The 14,817-nt window shown below is 64.1% G+C and carries 13 protein-coding genes; 3 read left to right on the top strand and 10 right to left on the bottom strand.

What is annotated here, in order from left to right:
• Positions 1 to 414 precede the first annotated feature (414 nt).
• The 4 genes from ABD654_RS08710 to ABD654_RS08695 all read right to left on the bottom strand — a co-directional run bounded on the left by ABD654_RS08710 (position 415) and on the right by ABD654_RS08695 (position 3,900).
• Entirely contained in the window at positions 415 to 1,395 is a 981-nt protein-coding gene (locus tag ABD654_RS08710; RefSeq protein ID WP_344704304.1) for a metallophosphoesterase, read from the bottom strand.
• Positions 1,396 to 1,397: 2 nt separating this feature from the next.
• Positions 1,398 to 2,327, bottom strand: coding sequence for an NAD(+) kinase (locus ABD654_RS08705; RefSeq protein WP_344704302.1), 930 nt, complete (start codon positions 2,325 to 2,327; stop codon positions 1,398 to 1,400).
• Between the two features lie 61 nt (positions 2,328 to 2,388).
• A complete protein-coding gene (locus tag ABD654_RS08700; RefSeq protein WP_344704300.1) occupies positions 2,389 to 3,273 on the bottom strand; it encodes an EamA family transporter in 885 nt (294 codons plus the stop codon).
• A gap of 66 nt (positions 3,274 to 3,339) precedes the next feature.
• Positions 3,340 to 3,900: a YqaE/Pmp3 family membrane protein gene (locus tag ABD654_RS08695; protein ID WP_344704298.1), complete on the bottom strand. Its 561-nt coding sequence runs from the start codon at positions 3,898 to 3,900 to the stop codon at positions 3,340 to 3,342.
• Between the two features lie 338 nt (positions 3,901 to 4,238).
• Here ABD654_RS08695 and ABD654_RS08690 point away from each other — a divergent pair, with 338 nt between their 5' ends.
• The 3 genes from ABD654_RS08690 to putP all read left to right on the top strand — a co-directional run bounded on the left by ABD654_RS08690 (position 4,239) and on the right by putP (position 9,505).
• Positions 4,239 to 4,598 carry a hypothetical protein gene (locus ABD654_RS08690; RefSeq protein WP_344704296.1) on the top strand — a complete coding sequence of 120 codons (360 nt, stop codon included), beginning with the start codon at positions 4,239 to 4,241 and terminating at the stop codon, positions 4,596 to 4,598.
• Between the two features lie 186 nt (positions 4,599 to 4,784).
• The gene (gene putA / locus ABD654_RS08685; RefSeq protein WP_344704294.1) at positions 4,785 to 7,976 is read left to right on the top strand and encodes a bifunctional proline dehydrogenase/L-glutamate gamma-semialdehyde dehydrogenase PutA; all 3,192 of its coding nucleotides are present in this window, start codon (positions 4,785 to 4,787) and stop codon (positions 7,974 to 7,976) included.
• Between the two features lie 38 nt (positions 7,977 to 8,014).
• Positions 8,015 to 9,505, top strand: a complete 1,491-nt coding sequence (putP, locus tag ABD654_RS08680; protein WP_344704292.1) for a sodium/proline symporter PutP — start codon at positions 8,015 to 8,017, stop codon at positions 9,503 to 9,505.
• A gap of 75 nt (positions 9,506 to 9,580) precedes the next feature.
• Here putP and murB read toward each other — a convergent pair whose 3' ends face one another.
• The 6 genes from murB to msbA are packed head-to-tail and all read right to left on the bottom strand — an operon-like array spanning position 9,581 to position 14,792.
• Positions 9,581 to 10,606, bottom strand: coding sequence for a UDP-N-acetylmuramate dehydrogenase (murB, locus tag ABD654_RS08675; protein ID WP_344704290.1), 1,026 nt, complete (start codon positions 10,604 to 10,606; stop codon positions 9,581 to 9,583).
• Positions 10,606 to 11,070: a low molecular weight protein-tyrosine-phosphatase gene (locus tag ABD654_RS08670; RefSeq protein ID WP_344704287.1), complete on the bottom strand. Its 465-nt coding sequence runs from the start codon at positions 11,068 to 11,070 to the stop codon at positions 10,606 to 10,608. The genes murB and ABD654_RS08670 overlap by 1 nt, the downstream gene beginning before the upstream one ends.
• A complete protein-coding gene (gene kdsB, locus ABD654_RS08665; RefSeq protein ID WP_344704285.1) occupies positions 11,067 to 11,861 on the bottom strand; it encodes a 3-deoxy-manno-octulosonate cytidylyltransferase in 795 nt (264 codons plus the stop codon). The genes ABD654_RS08670 and kdsB overlap by 4 nt, the downstream gene beginning before the upstream one ends.
• The gene (locus ABD654_RS08660) at positions 11,862 to 12,071 is read right to left on the bottom strand and encodes a Trm112 family protein (protein ID WP_344704283.1); all 210 of its coding nucleotides are present in this window, start codon (positions 12,069 to 12,071) and stop codon (positions 11,862 to 11,864) included. It lies immediately after the preceding gene.
• Complete coding sequence (gene lpxK / locus ABD654_RS08655) at positions 12,064 to 13,077, bottom strand: tetraacyldisaccharide 4'-kinase (protein ID WP_344704281.1); 1,014 nt, start codon at positions 13,075 to 13,077, stop codon at positions 12,064 to 12,066. Before lpxK ends, ABD654_RS08660 begins: the two co-directional genes overlap by 8 nt.
• On the bottom strand, positions 13,074 to 14,792 hold the full coding sequence (gene msbA / locus ABD654_RS08650) for a lipid A export permease/ATP-binding protein MsbA (RefSeq protein WP_425552749.1): 1,719 nt from the start codon (positions 14,790 to 14,792) through the stop codon (positions 13,074 to 13,076). The genes lpxK and msbA overlap by 4 nt, the downstream gene beginning before the upstream one ends.
• Positions 14,793 to 14,817: the final 25 nt, after the last annotated feature.

The following is a 14,817-nucleotide window of genomic DNA, read 5'->3' as shown; positions in this document are numbered from 1 at the left end:
GGGCCTGGCGGCGCACACGGCGCTGGAGCAACTGTTTGCCGGTGAGGTGCCTGCCTTCATGCGAGAGGACGAGCTGGATCAGGCAGCATGAGCTAAATAGTTACACCGAAACTTTCTTAGCAAGCTTTCTTAGCAAGTTTTCTTGGCAAACTTTCTTACGCAAAGGCGCGCGTGAAACATCTTCAGCGTCGCGCACCGGCTGCGTGCTTAGCATGACACAGCGAACAAGACGACTCATGCCACGAACAAAAAAAGGTCACGGGGCAGAAAAACAAACGTCCAGACGAAAAAATCCGGCGGTGGAAGCCGCCGGAAAAAGCAAGGGATCATTCAAGGGAACACCTACTCTGACGGCCACCGGCATGGAAAGTTCACCGCGTTGCTGAAAAAAATGTAACGGAAAGTAAAATGCGCTCAGCCCGACAGCAGGCTTTCTTCCCGGGGAACGTGCACCCAGACGAAGCGATCGGCGTTGAGCGTTTGCTCACCGCTCCAGCGATACGCCACCAGACGGCCGTATTTCACCGCGCTGTAGTCCAGACAGGCAATGTTGTGAGTCGGCAGCGCAGGCACGCCTTCACACCAGTAATGGCCGATAAACAGCGGCGGCTGATCGCCGCCGTAATAGCTCAGGCGGCGGCGCTCTCCCGGCTTGAGCAGCCGCGACTCCAGATCCCCGGGCAGGTTGTCCGGCTGAAATACCACATCCCCCCACACCACGGGGTCTTCGCTCCAGAAATGTGCGCGAAAGCTTTGGCGCGTAAAGCCGTCTCCGGAGTGGATCTGGATGCCCCGGGGCAGCGGGATATTGGCGCCGCGGGTCAGGCGGTCCAGAATGCGGAACGCTTCGGTCGAGGCATCGACAGACTCTTTGAGAAACGCATCGTCCATGCAGGCGTCCGGCCGGCGCGCCAGCAGCCGGTCGATCAGCGCCTGGTCCCAGCAGGCGTGCACCACGCGAATGCCGTCGATTTCCAGGCACAGCGGGATAGTCTTGAACCAGGCCAGGGTGTCTTCCCACTCGTTGGTGTAGTCGTAGTACTGCTCCAGGGTCTCGCGGATCAGGCGGTTGTTGCGCGGGGTGTGCTCGCGCAACCAGCGCTTGCCGCTGCCGGCGGGCGCCGGGTAGCTGTAGGTCAGCGCGTTATACTCGTGATTGCCCATGACGATATACGCCTCGCCCTCTTCCACCATGCGCCGGGCTACGGTGACCGCCAGGCGAATGCGCGGCCCGCGGTCGATCAGGTCACCGAGAAAGATCACCTTGCGCCGAGGATGGCGATACACGCCGGCGCGACATTCATAGCCGAGTTTTTCCAGCAGCGTGACCAGGGTGGCGCCACAGCCGTGAACGTCGCCGATCAGGTCGTAGCCTTCCAGCCGCGGTTTGGACATGCTCAATCTCCCAGCCGGTGGCTCCAGCCCAGCTTGCTGCGCAGCACTTCGTAAAAGTTGTGGCCCAGCGGATGCACCAGCTGTACCCGTTCGGGCTTGCGCTTGATCACCAGCACGTCGTCGGGCTTGGCCACGGCCCGGGTCTGGCCGTCGCAGCTGACGTGGGGATACGCCAGGTTGGTTTCGCCGATGTGAATGCGAATCTCGCTGGCGGCGTCGAGCACCACCGGCCGGCTGGACAGCGTATGCGGAAACATGGGAACCAGCGTGACCACTTCAAGCCGCGGGTGCATGATCGGCCCGCCGCCGGACAGCGCATAGGCCGTAGAGCCGGTGGGCGTGGCGATGATCAGCCCGTCGCTGCGCTGGCTGTAAACAAACTGGCCGTCCACGAACAGCTCGAATTCGATCATGCGCACGGCCTTGCCCGAATGCACGACGACCTCGTTGAGCGCCTCGCCGTGGCCTACCGCCACGCCGCTGCGGTACAGCTCGGCGTCGAGCAAAAAGCGCTCTTCACGTTCGAAGTGGCCGGCCAGCACCTCGCCGACCCGGTCTTCCAGCTCGCAAGGGGAAATGTCGGTCAGAAACCCCAGCCGGCCGCGGTTCACGCCCAGCAGCAGCGTACCGGTTGCGCACAGCGTCCGCGCAGCTCCGAGCAGGCTGCCGTCGCCGCCCACCACGATCACCAGGTCACAAAGCTCGCCCAGCGCCCGGCGGCTGGTTTCGGGCATGCCGTGGTCGGGAATCACCGTAGCGGTGCGATCTTCGACGACTACGCGATAGTCGCGCTCACCCAGATAGCGAATCAGGCGCTTTAAAGAATCGACGACCTCGTCGCTGCCCAGCCGGCCGATCAGGCCGATGGTGGCAAAAGGCCGGGCGCTGCCGGGTGCATCCGGTGCGCCGGTAGCAGAAGCTGTATCAGTCATTGAGGCAACCCGTTGGCATCGGCCTGCATTATGTCGGCCCGGGCGGCAAGGGGCAAATGCCTCAGCCGTTGCCGGCGCGTGGCACAAGCGCTTGCCGCCGGTGATAAAACCGCTGGTTGAGCCACAAAGACGCTATGATAATCGCCCCACCCAGCGCCAGCCGGCCAAGCTCTGTCTCGCGATTCCAGAGCACCAGGTTCACCGCAAGTCCGGCCGGCACCAGGGCATTGTTCATAATCGCAAGCACCCCGGCGTTGACCCGAACCGCCCCGCGATTCCAGAGAAAATAGCCGCCGCCGGACGCCGCCAGCCCCAGCCAGCCAAGCACCAGCCATTGCGTGGCGGTGTGCGGCAGCGCCGAGCGATCGCCCAGCAGCCAAAAGGCCGGCAGAGCTACCGCCAGCGCGCCGAGAAAAAACCAGCCGAATACGCTGTGCCAGGCAAGCGACGCCGGCAGCGTAGCGGCCAGCCGCCGGTAGCCGACCTGGCCCAACGCAAAACACAGGTTGGCCCCCTGCACCACGCCAAAGCCCAGCCAGAAATCACCGCGCACGCCGTCATAGCGGATCACCGCCGCGCCCGCCACGGCCAGCAGCGCGGTCAACAGATAAAGCGGGGTGAAACGGCCAAACAGCGCATCGTCAAGCAGGGCAATATAAACCGGCGTCAGCACGGTAAACAGCAGCACTTCCGGCACCGACAGCAGCAAAAACGACTGATAAAAAAACAGATACATAACGCCCAGCTGCAGCGCGCCGATCGCCATCAGCGCCAGGCGCTTTCTGCCCTGCAGCCGGCGCGGGCGCAAAAACGGCAGAAACACCAGCGAGGCAAGCAAAACCCGCACCAGTACGGCAAAATAGCCGTCGACCTGGCCGGCCAGATACGCGCCGATCAGCGAAAAGGAAAACGCCCAAAGCCCGGTCACGCCCACAAGATAGCCCAAAGTAAACCTCTTTTTTAAAAAACGTTTACTCGAGTATACCGGCTCGGGCAGCACGGCCCAATAGCGTCAGCGGCGGCGCAGCCAGGCAACGGCATAGATAACGCCGGGTATCCACAGCAGCAGGGTCAACGCCGCACTGATCGCCACGCGCCGGCCGTTGCCCTCGCTCAGCCCCACGGCCAGCGGCGGCAGCAGCACCGCCAGTGCGGCGTAGGCAACATTCAGCACCGCCGGGGTGTCTTCCTCGGGGACGCAAGGCATGTGCAGCTCGGGCGATTGTTCCCGCGCGGGCGGGGTGAAATGCCCGACCGCAGCGCTGGCCGGCTTGATGGCTTCGGCGGCGGGCTGGCTTGTTTTTTCCGGCGTGACGCCTGCGCTCGGCGCTTGTTTTTGTTCCTGCCGGCGATGGGCCTGCCTGTCGATTTTCTGCTCCAGGCCGGCCGCTTTGTCGGCCAGATCGTCGTGGTAGCGCTCCCAGTCTTCCCAGTCGTGGGGCGTGCCTGTTTTTGGACGGTGCTGGCCGGCCTGCCGGGCGCGCTCCCAGGCTTTTTCTTCCAGCGTATTCGGGCGGTCCGGATCGCTGTCCAGCGCCACACCTTTGCGGCTTAAATACTCGCGTGCATCCATGGGCCTGCTCCTGGCGGGTCAGTCGCTAAAAAGGGCTGCGCCCAAGATGGCGGCCGCCGGCGCATTATTCAACTGCCTTGGCCGCGTGCGCGCAGACAAAAAAGCGCTGCCCGAAGGCAGCGCAAGCAAGGGATCGAAACAATAGCCAGTCTCACAATGTTGGCAAGGCAACAGCCTTGGCGACTGCTCTCGCTATGCGACCGGTACCGTCTCTGACAGCGCGCGTCGCAAAAGTTCACTTGCCGGTATGCTTTCCCGGCAGATTTGTCTGCGTATAATGCAGTGGCGTTTTATCCACTATGCTGCGTAGCCGCTACGCACAGGCCGGGAGCCGCCCAATGGCCCTTTACTTGCTGGTGTTTGGCGTTTGCCTGCTGGTTATCGGCGCCACTGTCGCCGTTTTGCTGTCGACGCGCACGCCGCGCTATCGTACCGAAACCGATGATTTACTGGCGCTGTTTGACAAGGCGCTGACAAGCCACGTCAGCGAAAGCGAATGGCACACCCTGATCGGCTATCCGATTCGCCACGATGAGTATCTGGAGCGCGTGCGCCGAAGGGCCGCTCACCTGATGGAAGAACACGGCCGGCGCTGGCAGATCGCTCAGGGCAAGCCGCTGCTCAACGCCACCGGCCAGGCAGAGCTTCAAGCGCTGCGCGACCACCTGGCCGCGCATCAGCGTTTACGCCGCCGGTGAGATTTATCAACGTCACTGGCGAGCTTTTTGCAATGCAACTAAAGTATTGGAGAGAACGGCTTGCCAGGACGTTTATCATGGATGGATTGCGTTTCCCGATAGCGCCCTGCCTGGGGCCACCGGCTTTTCAGCACCCGCCGGCGGGCAGCGTACTATCCGATCACACCTCTTCTTCCGGGGGCTTCAATGCTCAATGCCAAGACACTGCGTGACTCAGCCACCTGGCAAACCGATCCCGATACGCTGTTAGAGCGTATCAGCCAGCACTATATTGTCGACGAGGATCGTTTTGTCCACGAGCTGGTCAAGCTGCTGGACACCGACCGCGAGGCCTTCTCCCGCATAGAAGAGGACACCGCTTCGCTGGTGCGTGAAGTGCGCAACATGGACACGGCCGTCGACACCATCGACGAGCTGCTTCAGCAGTACAGCCTGGACACCCACGAAGGGCTGATGCTGATGTGTCTGGCCGAGGCCATGCTGCGCATTCCCGACAAGGCCACCGCGGACGCCCTGATTGAAGACAAGCTTGGCCCCGCCGACTGGAACGCCCACGTCGGCAAAAGCGAATCGTGGATGGTCAACGCCTCGACCTGGGGGCTTTTGATGACCGGGCGAGTGCTCAAGCTTGACGACGACAAAGACGGCCAGCCCGCCGGGTTTATCAACCGCATGGTCAACCGCATGGGCGAGCCGGTGATTCGCCGCGCCATGGTGGAAGCCATGAAGATCATGGGCCGCCAGTTCGTGCTCGGCCGCGATATCGACGAGGCCTTAAAGCGCTCAAAGCCGCTGTTCGACAAGGGCTACACCTATTCCTACGACATGCTCGGCGAAGCCGCGCGCACCCGGGACGACGCCCGGCGCTACTTCAGCGACTACCAAAACGCCATCCGCCGCGTGGGCAAAACGCGCGAACATCTAAGCGACGCCACGCCGGCGCCGTCGGTTTCCATCAAGCTTTCTGCCCTGCACCCGCGCTACGAGTTCGGCCGCCGGGAACAGATTCTCACCGAGCTGGTGGAGACCGTCAAAGAGCTGGTCAGCACCGCCCGGGCGCTGGACGTTGAGCTTACCATCGACGCCGAAGAGGTGGACCGCCTGGAGCTCTCCCTGGAAGTCTTCCGCGCGGTCTACGAAAGCGACGCCGCCCGGGGCTGGGGACGCTTCGGGCTGGTGGTGCAGGCCTACGCCAAGCGCGCCCTGCCTACGCTGCACTACGTCAACCGGCTGGCCGACCAGCAGGGCGATGAAATCCCGCTTAGGCTGGTCAAGGGCGCCTACTGGGATACCGAGGTCAAGGAATCCCAGCAGCTCGGCGTCGAGGGCTATCCGGTATTCACCCGCAAGGCCGGCACCGACGTGGCCTACCTTGCCTGCGTCGAGTTTTTGCTGTCCCACGATACCCAGGGCCGCATTTTCCCGCAGTTCGCCACGCACAACGCCCACACCGTCACCGCCATTCTCGACCACGCCAACCGCTACGATCGGCCGTTCGAGTTCCAGCGCCTGCACGGTATGGGCGAGGCGCTTTACGACGCCGCACTCAAGCGCGCGCCCCAGGGCACCTACTGCCGCATTTACGCCCCGGTCGGCGCGCACAAGGACCTGCTGCCCTACCTGGTACGCCGGCTGCTGGAAAACGGCGCCAACTCTTCGTTCGTCCACCAGATCGTCGATCCGGACGTACCCGTGGAGTCTCTGTGCGAGCACCCCGTTGACACCCTGGCCGCCCACGACACCTATTCCAACCCGCGCATTTTGCTACCCCAGCATCTTTACGGCCCGCGGCGGCCCAACGCCCGGGGGGTCAACCTCAACATTCGCAGCCATTACGACCCGCTCATGGAGCAGATGGCCGGGTTTATGGATAAAACCTACACCGCCCGGCCGCTGCTGGCCTTTGAGGTAGAAGACAACGCCGCCAGCACCCACGCCGTCACCTGCCCTTTTGATCGGCGCCAGCGTTTGGGCAGCATCCAATGGGTGACCGCCGAGCAAACCGCCCGCGCGCTCGACGCCGCCTGGGCCGCGTTTGCCGACTGGGAGGCCACGCCGGCTACCGAGCGCGCCGCCATTCTGCGCCGCTTTGCCGATCTGCTGGAATCCCACATGGCCGAGCTGATGACGCTGTGCTCCCGAGAGGGCGGCAAGCTTCTCACCGACGGCGTGGATGAAATCAAGGAAGCGGTGGATTTCTGCCGCTACTACGCCATGCGCGCCGAAGACATTTTTGCCGAGGCGATTGAGCTGCCCGGCCCCACCGGCGAATCCAACACCCTGCAGATGGGCGGCAAGGGCGTGTTTGCCGCCATCAGCCCGTGGAACTTCCCCGTGGCCATTTTCTGCGGCCAGATGGTCGCCGCCGCCGTATCGGGCAACACCGTGCTGGCCAAGCCCGCCGAGCAGACATCGCTGATTGCCCATCGCGTTGTTGAGCTGCTCTACGCCGCCGGCATGCCGCGCAACGTAGTACAGCTGCTGCCCGGCGACGGCAAGACCGTGGGCAGCGTGCTCACCGGTGATCCGCGCATTACCGGGGTCGCCTTTACCGGCGGCACCGACACCGCTCAGGTCATCAACCGCTCGCTGGCCGCGCGGGAAAACGCCCCGCTGCCCACGCTGATCGCCGAAACCGGCGGGCTCAACGCCATGATCGTGGACTCCACCGCCCTGCCCGAACAGGTGGTCGTCGACGTTATCCAGTCGGCTTTCCAAAGCGCCGGGCAGCGCTGCTCGGCGCTGCGCGTGCTCTACCTGCAGGAAGACGTGGCCGATCGCGTTATCGGCATACTGACAGGCGCCATGGCCGAGCTGCGCGTGGGCGACCCGCGTGATCTGGGCACCGATGTGGGGCCGGTGATCGACGAAGACGCCCGGGAACAGCTCCAGGCGCATATCGATGCGCTGACAGCCCAGGGCCGGCTGATTGCCCAGACGCCGCTGGACGACGAGGCCACCCAGCACGGCACGTTCGTCGCACCCACGGCGTTTGCCATTGACGGCATCGACGCGCTGCAAAGCGAAAAATTCGGTCCTATCCTGCACATCGTGCGCTACAAGGCCAGCGAGCTCGATCAGGTCATCGACGCCATCAATGCGCGCGGCTACGGGCTGACGTTTGGCGTTCACAGCCGCAATGCCGCTTTCGCTGCCGATATCGCGCGGAAAATCCGCGCCGGCAACGTCTATATCAATCGCAACATCATCGGTGCCGTCGTTGGCGTACAGCCGTTCGGCGGCCAAGGGCTTTCAGGCACCGGCCCCAAGGCGGGCGGTCCCAACTATCTGCAGCGCTTTGCCTCGGAAAAAACCGTCACCAACAATACGGCGGCGCTTGGCGGTAATGCTTCCCTGCTGGCCATGGGAAACGACTAGAACAACAACACAGCAAGCATCAAACCGGAGGGATCATCATGGCAATTGGCGTCTGGATCAGCCTGTTTACGTATTTCGCCCTCATGCTGGGCATCGGCTTTTATGCCATGCGCGCTTCAACGTCGACCTCGGAGGGCTACATACTCGGCGGCCGCTCGCTGAGCGCGCCGGTGGCAGCACTTTCCGCCGGCGCATCCGACATGAGCGGCTGGCTGCTGCTGGGGCTGCCCGGGGCCATGTTTGTCTCCGGCTTCGCCTCCGCCTGGATCGGCATAGGGCTGTTTGTCGGGGCCTTTGCCAACTGGATTCTGGTGGCACCGCGCCTTCGCGAACAGACCGTGCACTACGGCAACGCCATCACCATCCCGCAGTTTCTGGCCAACCGCTTCCCTACCCGGGCCATACCGCTGCGGACCGTATCGGCCATTGTAATCGTGGTGTTTTTCGCGGTGTACACAGCGTCAGGGCTGGTAGCGGGCGGCAAGCTGTTTGAAAGCGCGTTTACCGACGTGCTCAACATCGGGGGAATCAGCGACTACTCGGCCGGTATTATTCTCACGCTGGGCATCGTGCTGGCCTATTCCGTTATCGGCGGCTTTCTGGCCGTGAGCATGACGGATTTCGTACAGGGCTGCATCATGATGCTGGCGCTGGTGATCATGCCGCTGGTTGTGCTCTTTGGCGAAGGCGGCGGCGGGTTTGCCCAGGCGTCGGAAATCCTCAACGAAACCGACCCCACCCTGCTCTCGTGGACCGACGGGCTGACGTTTATCGGCTGGCTCTCGGCGGTGACCTGGGGGCTTGGCTATTTCGGACAGCCGCACATCATCGTGCGCTTCATGGCCATTCGCCGTTTGAAAGACGTGCCCGCAGCGCGCAACATCGGCATGAGCTGGATGTTCATCTCGCTTCTCGGGGCGGGCTCCATGGCCGTGCTCGGCCGCGCCTACGCGATCCGCAACGGCATGGACATCGAAGATCCGGAAACCATCTTTATTATCCTCGCCGAGCTGCTGTTTCATCCGCTGATCACAGGCTTTCTCTATGCGGCACTGCTGGCCGCTATCATGAGCACCATTTCCAGCCAGCTTTTGGTGGCCTCTTCATCGCTTACCGAAGACTTCTATCGCCTGTTTTTGCGTAAAGACGCCACGGAAAAAGAGGCCGTGGGTATCGGCCGGGTAAGCGTGGTCATCGTAGGCCTGGTAGCCGCTGCCATTGCGTCTAACCCGCAGTCTCAGGTGCTCGGCCTGGTAAGCAACGCCTGGGCCGGCTTTGGCGCCGCCTTTGGCCCGCTTATCATCCTTTCGCTGATGTGGTCGCGGACCAACGGCGCCGGCGCCATCGCCGGCATGGTTGTCGGGGCGGTGACCGTCATGGTCTGGATTGCACTGGGCTGGAACGCAAGCTTTATGGGCGGCCCCGGCGTCTATGAAATCATTCCCGGCTTTATCGCTTCTTTCCTTGCCATTCTGGTGGTAAGCCGCACGACCGCGGATGCCGGCGAGTACCAGCATATCGCGCGTTAACCGCTCGGATCGCCAGCCCTTGGCATAATAAAAAGGCGCCCGCGGGCGCCTTTTTCGTGCCTGTTGCCTGCCGTCTTACGCCTTGATCGTGCGCGGCTCGATTTCCAGCGCCACGCCGAAGCGTGCCTCGACCGCATCGGCAACCTGCTTGGCCACGCGTGCCAGCCCGGCGCGATCGCCGCCGCCAAAATGGACCAGCACCAGCGCCTGGCGCGGGTGTATACCAAAAGCGCCGAAGCGCCGCCCTTTCAGGCCACAGCGCTCGATCAGCCAGCCGGCGGCGAGCTTATAGCCTCCGCCCGTTTGGGGAAAGTGCGGCATATCAGGGTAGGCGTGCTGCAGCCGCCGGGCGAGCGCCTCGTCCACTATCGGGTTTTTGAAAAAGCTGCCGGCGTTGGGCATATAGCGAGGATCGGGCAGCTTTTCCCGGCGAATGGCGCTCACCGCCTGCGCCACGTCCAGCGCGCTGGGCGCCGGCCCGACCCGCGCGGCCAGGTCGCCGTACCCCAGCACCGGCCGGGGGGTGCGCTCAAGTTCGAGCACCAGGCGGGTGATTACCACCTCGCCTGCCAGCGAGCGTTTGAAAATGCTGTCGCGATAGCCAAAGCGGCATTCGCGGCGCGATAGCCGACGCATCCGGCCGTCGCTTAGAGACATCACGTCAACGGCGTAGAGCACATCGGCCAGCTCCACTCCGTAGGCGCCGATGTTTTGCACCGGCGCGGCGCCGCAGTCGCCGGGAATCAGCGCCAGGTTTTCCAGCCCCCAGAGCCCGCGGGCGGCGAGCGCCATGACCAGCCCGTGCCAGTTCACCCCCGCCCCTGCGTAGGCCCGGACCCGCTCGCCTGCACGCTCCAGCCACCACTGGCGAAGCGCCGGGCGCACTACCGCCCCGCCGAGCCTGGGCGGCAGCAGCACGTTGCTGCCGCCGCCAAGCAAAGTAACGCGGTGCCCTGCCCGGCGCGCGTCGCCCAGGCAGTCGCGCAGGGCGCCAAGCGTTGTCGGCGCGGCAAAAAACGCCGCCCGGCACGGCAGGCCCAGCGTATTCGCCCAGGTAAGATCCCGGTCAGGCTGCCACAGCCGCGGTACCGACGGCTGCATTAGCCAGCGGCCTGAATGTGCTCGACCAGGCCCTGGGAGGCCGCCTCAATCATATCGAGCACCTCTTCAAAGCCTTGCTCGCCGCCGTAATACGGGTCCGGCACTTCGCCTTGAGGTATACCGGCAAACGCCAAAAAAAGCTCGATGTGTGCGCCGTGCGCGTCCGGCGCCATGGCGCGAATATCGCGCAGGTTGCCGTAGTCCATGGGCAGGATGTAGTCGAACGCGTAAAAGTCTTCACGCCGAAGCTGGCGTGCGCGCAGGCCGCTGATGTCGATTCCCCGACGCCTGGCCGCCGCCTGCGCCCGCTCGTCGGGCGGATTACCCGCGTGCCAGTCGCCGATCCCGCACGAATCCACGGTAATACGCAGCGCAAGCCCTGCCTGCTCTACCGCCCGGCGAAACACGCCTTCAGCGCTCGGCGAACGGCAGATATTGCCCAGGCAGACAAATAGCACCTTCATGATGGCTCCCCGTCAGAATGATGGTCACAAGCCGCGATCAGGTGGCGCACCCGCGCCAGATCATCCGGCGTATCCACACCGGGCGGATTGTTCACGCACGCCAGCGCGACCTGCACGATATGGCCGCGCTGTAGCGCACGCAGCTGCTCAAGCTGTTCGAGCTGCTCAAGCGTCGCCGGCGGCCAGTCGCGAAAGGCGTGCAAAAACGCCGCGCGGTAGGCATAGATGCCGATATGGCGCAGCCAGGCATCGGTGGCCAGCATCGCCGGCGGGCCGCTGAAGTGTTCGCGGTCCCAGGGCACCGGCGCCCGGGAAAAGTACAGCGCCCGGCCATCAAAGGCTCGCACCACCTTGACCACGTTGGGATTAAACAGCGAAGCCACTTCTGTGAGCGGCTCGGCGAGCGTGGCCATCGACGCCTCGGCGTCGTCGGCCAGCCGCGCGGCAACCTGATCGATCAGCACCGGGGGCAGCAGCGGCTCGTCGCCCTGGACGTTAACCACCAAAGCCTCGTCGTCAAGCGCCAGCGCCTCGGCTACCTCGGCCAGCCGGTCGGTGCCTGTCGCGTGGTCCTTTTGCGTCATGACCACTTCGGCGCCGTAGGGCCGTAGCGCATCGCGAATACGCGCGTCATCGGTGGCAACCACCACGCGTGCGGCCCCGCTTTGCCAGGCGCGCCGCCAGACATGGGCAATCATGGGCTCGCCGGCAATGGGCAGAAGCGGCTTGCCCGGCAGCCGGGTCGAGGCGTAGCGTGCGGGAATCACCGCAATAAACGCCGGCACTGCCATTCAAGCGTCTCCCTGGCGGCCCGCCGATGCCGGCAGTTTTTCATCCACGCTCAGCGGCCGCGCCTCTTCGGCCAGCATGACCGGAATGCCGTCTTTTATCGGATACGCCAGGCCGTCATAGCGGCAATAAAGCTCATCGGCCTGGCGCACATAGTCAAGCTTGCCCTGGCACAAGGGGCATACCAGCATCGCCAGCAGTTGTTTATCCATAAGCCTGTCTCCTGCAGGTAAGAGCTGACAGCCGTGCGGCCAGCCAGCGTTCAAAGTCAGCGGGCAGCACGGCCTCGACGTCCAGCACCCAGCTGTCCGGCGGGGCCAGCTCCCGGCATTTCACCGCGTCCTTGGCCGTCATCACCAGCGCCTGCCCGTTATCGGCCTTGAGCTCTTCGGCCGTGAAGCGGTGATGATCGGCATAGCCCTGCCAGCGACCGTGCACGCCCAGCGCTTCCAGGGTGGCAAAAAAGCGCGCCGGCCGGCCGATGCCGGCCACACCGCGCACCGGCAGCGCAAACGGCAGCGGGCTAAGCGCAAACGTTTGCCCGTCGGCCAGCCGGCGCCAGCGCGTCGGCGCCAGGTGCATGGGCTGCGCGGCCACGCTTAAAGGCGCGGCCAACGGGCCGTTGACCAGCACCGCGTCCACGCTTTGCAGCCGTTCGGGCGGCTCGCGCAGGGGGCCGGCCGGCAGGCACTGGCCGTTGCCCAGCCCTCGGGCGCCGTCCACCACGGCCAGTTCGATATCTCGCGCCAGCGCCAGGTGCTGCAGCCCGTCGTCGCTTACGACGATGTCGCAGCCGGCATCCACCAGCGCTCTAACCCCGCGTGCGCGGCAAGGGTCGGCCACAACCGCCGCCCCGGTCTGCTGCGCCAGCATCAAAGGCTCGTCGCCGCTTTGCGCCGGCGGCGTGTCCGGCGTGACCCAGAGCGGATAGTCCGCTCGGCCGCCGTAGCCGCGGGTGATCACCCCCGGCGAATAGCCCCGCTGGCCAAGCCAGCGCACAAGCCAGGCCACCAGCGGCGATTTGCCCGTGCCGCCAAGGGTAATATTGCCCGCCACGATCACCGGCACCGGGGCGCGCCAGGCGGCCTTTTTGCCCGCGACATAGGCCCGCCGGCGGCGCGCTAACGCCAGACGATACAGCGCGGCCAGGGGGCGCAGCAAAGACAGCCACCGACTGCCCCGATAGGCCGCGTTGACCCAGCGCTCGGCCAGGCTCACGCGGCGTCCTGAAACTGCAGCCTATGCAGCGCAGCATAGGCGCCGTCGGCTTCGAGCAGCTCGCGGTGAGTGCCCTGCTCAATCACTCGGCCCTGCTCCATGACGACAATGCGGTCGGCGCGTTCAATGGTCGACAGGCGGTGGGCAATTACCAAAGTGGTGCGCCCGTGGCAGACGTGCTCAAGGGCCTGCTGAATATAGCGCTCGGACTCGGTATCCAGCGCCGAGGTCGCCTCGTCCAGCACCAGAATCGGCGCGTTTTTGAAAATCGCCCGGGCAATGGCAAGACGCTGGCGCTGCCCGCCGGACAGCATCACGCCGTTATCCCCCACGCGCGCTTGGTAGCCCTCAGGCAGCGCATCGATAAACTCGTGGGCGTACGCCGCCTGGGCCGCCGCTTCGATGGCGGCCGGATCAGGATCAGCGGTGCCGTAGGCGATGTTGTCGGCGATACTGGCGTTAAACAGCGTTACCTGCTGAGACACCAGGGCAATCTGGCGGCGCAGCGGACCCAGCTGGTAGTCGGCAACGTCAACGCCGTCAATGGTAATGCGCCCGCCGGTGCAGGTATAAAAGCGCGGCAGCAGGCTGGCAAGCGTTGACTTGCCGCTGCCCGAGCGCCCAACGATGGCGATGAGCTCGCCGGCGGCCACGTCCAGATTGATCCCGTGGAGCACGTCGGGCTGGTCGTCGGCGTAGCGAAAGCGCACGTCGTGAAAGCGGATATCGCCGCGCAAACGCTGAGGCAGGCGCTCGCCGCTGTCGTCTTCGGTGGGCTCGTCGATCAGGCCAAAAAGCTCGGTGGCCGCGGCAATGCCCTTCTGTATCTGGCTGTTGATTTCGGTGAGCTGGCGCACCGGCTTGACCATCAGGGCGGCGGCGGTAATGAAGGCGACAAACTCCCCCGGGGTCATGTCGTTGAGCAGCGAAGGCGCCATGGCCACCCACACCAGCACGGCCATGGATACGGCCACCAGCATCAAAATCACCGGCGAGCTTGCCGCCTTGGTGACGGCTTCTTTCATGCTTTGGCGGCGGTTTTCTTCGCTGACCGCCTCAAAGCGGCGGATTTCGTGGGCCTCAGCGCCGTGGGTACGCACCACGCGATAGCCGGAAAGCGCTTCAGAGGCCACATGAGTCACATCCCCCATGGAGTGCTGAATCCGCCGGGAAATACGCCGAAAGCGCTTGCTGACGTAGCTGACCACCAGCGCGATCAGCGGCGTGACGGCCAGAAACAGCAGCGTTAAAAGCCAGTTGGTCCACAGCAGATAGCCCAAAAGCCCTACCACGAAAAGGCCTTCGCGCAGCAGAATCGTCACCGCCTTGGTGGCCGCGCCGGCCACCTGCTCCACGTGATAGGTCACCCGTGAAACCAGATGCCCGCTTGAATGATGATCAAAGAAGATGCCCGGCAGGCGCAGCATATGGGCAAAGACGTCGCAGCGCAGCGTATGGATCACGTAGCGCCCGACGTAGGCCATAAAGTAGGTACTCAGAAAAGTCCCCAGCCCGCGGGCGGCGAACATGCCGATCACAAACAGCGGCAGAAAGACACGGAAGGCAGCGTCCGGGTTCTGAATGCCGTCAATCAGGCGCTTCATCAGCTCAGCCAGAGCCGTGCTTGACGCGGCATAAATGGCAAACCCCGTCACGGCCAGGGCAAACGCCCGCCAGTGCGGTTTGACGTAGCCCAGCAGGCGTCGATAGATCATCCAACCTGTTTCGTTCACGCGGACT

The organism is Halomonas cibimaris, from assembly GCF_039537045.1.
In the GTDB taxonomy this organism is placed as follows: Bacteria; Pseudomonadota; Gammaproteobacteria; order Pseudomonadales; family Halomonadaceae; genus Vreelandella; species Vreelandella cibimaris.
The sequence above is the reverse complement of the archived record's forward strand: the minus strand, read 5'-3'. Positions and strand labels throughout refer to the sequence as shown.